At 70.0% G+C, this 4,176-nt stretch carries 3 protein-coding genes and 1 pseudogene; 2 read left to right on the top strand and 2 right to left on the bottom strand.

The genetic code is table 11. The features are described 5' to 3' along the window. Positions 1–193 (top strand): annotated as a pseudogene (locus tag ACZ6D7_RS47310) (IS630 family transposase); the annotation flags it as partial. A gap of 292 nt (positions 194–485) precedes the next feature. On the opposite strand, the gene ACZ6D7_RS47305 reads toward ACZ6D7_RS47310, so the two are convergent. Then, positions 486–1,739 carry an SLC13 family permease gene (locus ACZ6D7_RS47305; RefSeq protein WP_469505107.1) on the bottom strand — a complete coding sequence of 418 codons (1,254 nt, stop codon included), beginning with the start codon at positions 1,737–1,739 and terminating at the stop codon, positions 486–488. Positions 1,740–1,846: 107 nt separating this feature from the next. Beyond that, positions 1,847–2,965, bottom strand: a complete 1,119-nt coding sequence (locus ACZ6D7_RS47300) for a PrpF domain-containing protein (protein WP_469505105.1) — start codon at positions 2,963–2,965, stop codon at positions 1,847–1,849. A gap of 172 nt (positions 2,966–3,137) precedes the next feature. Between ACZ6D7_RS47300 and ACZ6D7_RS47295 the strand changes: the two genes are divergently transcribed. Next, positions 3,138–4,091, top strand: coding sequence for a LysR family transcriptional regulator (locus tag ACZ6D7_RS47295; RefSeq protein WP_469505103.1), 954 nt, complete (start codon positions 3,138–3,140; stop codon positions 4,089–4,091). The last annotated feature ends 85 nt before the right edge of the window (positions 4,092–4,176 follow it).

The following is a 4,176-nucleotide window of genomic DNA, read 5'->3' as shown; positions in this document are numbered from 1 at the left end:
GACCTATACCCCCGACCTCAACCCGGCCGAGGGCGTGTGGGCGCACCTGAAGAAGAACCTGGGCAACCTCGCCCCGTGCAGCATCGATGACCTCGCCGGGCTGGTCCGCACCCGCCTCAAACGGGTGCAGTACTGGCCGGAGCTGCTCGACGGGCTCATCGCCGAGACCGGACTGATCACGACACCACCATGACGTCACCCAAACCGAAAACCTCAGTGGCCCAGCATGCGACAGGCCGCAGAGGCGCGGGGACGGCCCGCGACGGCGGGCGGGGTCGGGTGCGATAGTCCCGATGCGGAAGCGGCGGTCGCTTGACCTCCGGGTGAGGGCCTTACCCGCATTGTGTCGAAAGCGTCGCTTCGGTACACGCTGCCCGTCGCCGACTGCGTCTGTATCCCCCTGGTCCTGCACACAGAATCAGCAAGGAGGGCGCCGTGCGTGGTCCAGCTCGGCGCCCTCCGCTGTCCGTCGTCGGTCTTTTGCGCTATGACCAGGGCAGGACCAGGGCGCCCCAGGCGACGACGGGGCCGAGGGCGACGATTCCGCCGGTGTAGCCGATGACCTGGCGGTAGAAGCGGCGGGTGTCCACCCCACGGGCGTTGCTGAGGACGAGTGCTCCGTTGGTCGAGAAGGGAGAGGTGTCGACGATCGTCGTGGAGACGGCGAGCGCGGCGATCAGTCCGGCGCCGCTGAGGTGGCTGGAGAGCAGCAGCGGTACGGCGATGGGGATGATCGCTGTGAGGATCGCGGTGGAGGAGGCGAAGGCGGAGGTGATGGCCACGGTGAAGCACAGCAGCAGGGCGACGACGAGCGGGGCGCCCAGGCCCGCGGCATGTTCGGAGATCTTCTCGATGATGCCGGCCTTCTCCAGCATCGCGATGTACGTCATCATGCCCGCGACCAGAAGCAGGGTGGACCAGCTGACACCGTCCACGGCCTTCTCCTGCCGCTTCATGTCCACCAGGGCCAGCAGGGCGCCGGCACCCAGCGCAAGGAAGCCGATCTCCAAGTGGAAGCCGAGCGCGCCGACGACGAGGGCCACCAGAGAGGCGAGGGTGAGCCACTGCCGCCAATCGGGCCTGCCGGAGACGGCGACGTCCTCGTCGTCGGCTGCCTCCGCGGCGCCCTCGACCAGCGGGGCGGGACGCTTGGCGAGCAGGGCGTAGGTGAGGATCGAGAGCACCAGGTTGATCACGAAGCTGGCGCTGAACAGCGCCACCGCGGAGACCTGCAAATCGGTCTTGTCGACGAGGCCGAGCACCAGCGCACCGGAGACGGCCAGCGGGGAGAACGCGCCCGCGTGCCCGCCGCTGATCACCATCATGCCGACGACCAGCGGGTTGAGCTTGTAGCGGTAGGCGAAGTTCATGCCGATCGGCGCGAGGATCGCGACCGCGGCCGGGGTGAACGTACCGAACGCCGTCAGCAGGGCGGCCACCAGGAACAGCACCCAGGGGATGAGCTCGACCTTGCCGCGTACCAGCCGCACCCCGGCTGCGACGAGCCAGTCGATGGTGCCGTTACGGCGGGCGACGGAGAACAGGTAGGTGACTCCGACGATGGTGACGAAGAGCTTCGCAGGGAACCCCTCGAAGATCTCGTCCTCGGTGAGGCCGAGCGAGGCGGTGCCGACCACGAAGGTGGCGACGAAGGCGAGGATGCCGAGGTTGATCGGCAGCACGGTGCCGACCACGAACATCACCAGCAGGGCGCCTATGGAGATCACTTCAGCAGACATCTTTGTCCTTGGTGCGGTGGGGACGGGGTGGCGCGCCCCGAGGGCGCGAGGGTATCCCGGTGCGGACGGCTGGGAGCCGGCCTGACCGAGGTGATGTTCGTCGCGGCTCAGGCGGCTTGCGGGCGGCCTGCTTCCGGTACGTAGATTCGGGCGTCGGCGAGCAGACGGGCCGCGCGCTGCACGGTGACCCGGTGCGGAAGGCCGTCCCTCACATCGGTGCAGCGGACCGCGACGACGCCGGCGGGCGTGCCGAGGCGCAGCCACTCGTCGGTCGGGCCGCCCGTGGTCCGGGAGACCACGGACTCCTCCAGCAGCCCGGCCGCCGCGACGGCGACGGCAGAGGTCAGGCCGATCGCGGGGTGCGGGGCGTTCATGCTGAGCATGCGCACCGACACGTCGTAGTCCTCGGCAGCGACCGGTTCACCGAGGGTGGTCGTGTACGGCACCGGCGGGCCGACCAGGCCCACCTTGGGCACCGCGTCGCCCGGTTTCTCGCCCGGCCGGAGCAGCCCCATCAGGGGTGCGGCGGTATGACGGACGGTGCGCAGCCAGGGAACGTCCGCGGTCATCCGCTCCAGCGACTCGGCACCGGTACGCCCGGCGCTGGCGGCATCGACAAGGACGACCGGCGCTCCCGCGGTCACCATGCTCACGCGTACCGGCTCGGCGTCGCCGACCCGCAGGTCCTCGGCGGCCTGGCCGGTGGGGAGCAGTAAGGCAGTGGTACCGGCGGGGTCGCGAAAGGTGAGGCCGACCGCGACCCCGCCGGCACGGGTGCCGGGTACCGTCTGGCGGCCGAAGTGCTGCACCACGCCTCCGTGGGTGTCGACGATCCCTTCGAGGACCGCGCCGGTATTGGTGTTGCGCATCACCACGCGCGTCCGGTCGCCGGTGACCGGAACCATTCCTTTGGTCACCGCGTACAGGGCGACGCCGGTGGCGCAGTTGCCGCAGTTGCTCGTCCACTCCACCGAGCCCGTCCCGATGCCGACTTGGGCGAACAGGTAGTCGACGTCGACGCCAGGCTGGGGTGAGGCGCTGACCACGGCCGCTTTCGAGGTGGTGGGGGTTGCCCCGCCCACCCCGTCCAGCTCCACGGGATCGGTGGCGCCGTACGCGGCGACCAGCAGCCTTTCGAGGGCGCCACGGTCGGTCGGGACTTCGACCTGGTTGAACAGCCAGCACTTGCTTGTGCCGCCACGCACCAGGGTCGCGGGAATGTGCACGTCTGAGGCTCTTTCTGGGGCAACGGAGGGGAGGGAGAAGGGCAGAGAAGCGGTTACGGGCTCATTGCGGGCCGGTGAACCGCTCGGCGATTGCGGAGACCTTCGCAGAGGCATGACTTCGGAACAATCGCAGTTCGCTTCACCTGGGTTTAGCTCAGCTAAAGTCGACGGCATGCTCAACGTGCGCCGTCTGCTGCTGCTCACCGAGGCCACCGAACGCGGCTCACTCACCGCCGCGGCGGAAGCCCTCGGCATGACCACCTCCGCCGCCTCCCAGCAGATGTCCCTGCTGGAGCAGGAGGCGGGGCAGCCCCTCATCGAGCGGCTGCCACGCGGTATCCGTCCCACCCTGGCGGGTGCCGCGCTGGCCGAACGCGGTCAGGCCATCCGCCGGGAACTCCGTGCCGCCCAGGCCGACCTGGACTCCTTCACCGCCCTCGACCAGGGCACCTTGCGGCTCGGTTCCTTCCCCACCGCGAGCGCGTCCCTGCTGCCGCTGGCGCTCACGCGTTTCCGACGCCGCCACGCAGGCATCCGCATCGAGGTACGCGCCGGAGTCCTCGCGAAGCTCAGGGAGATGCTGCACACCGGCGAGGTGGAGCAGGGGCTGCTCTGGGACTACGAATGGAACCGACTCGACGATCCGGCGCTCGCCCTCACTCACCTGCTGGACGACCCCACCGTGCTGGTCGTCCCTGCCGACTCGCCTCTGCGTACACATCCCTCCGTGCGCCTCGGCGACCTCGCCGACCAGGAGTGGATCATCCGCGCCGACAACCATCCCGTCGCCGACGTCCTGCGCCGTAGCTGTCGCCAGGCGGGATTCGAGCCGCGCATCGCCTACTCATCGCACGACTACCAGGAGGCGCAGGCCATGGTCGCCGCCGGTCTCGGCATCGCGCTCGCACCCCGCCTGGCCCTCACCAGCCGACGCAGCGACGTACGCCTCCTGCCGTTCGCCTCCGACGTCCCGGCTCCCACCCGCCGCATCCTCCTCGCCCGCGCCGCGGCACGCCCCGCCACCCCACCCGCCCAGGCGATGGCCCGCGTCCTGCGCACGGTGGCGCAGCGATTCACCGCCCCAGACCTGCACCGGGCCCAGCTCGGGGCGGTCCGGCGGGGCTGACGGTGCGGCCACGAGCTGCGCCCCCAGCCAAGCCCCGAGTTGCCTTGCTTACCTGAAGCGCTCTTGACCGACTGCGAGTCGACGT

The sequence above is a fragment of the Streptomyces sp. NPDC041784 genome, from assembly GCF_055591025.1.
Note: the sequence above shows the minus strand (reverse complement) of the source record. Positions and strands in the feature narration are given on the sequence as shown.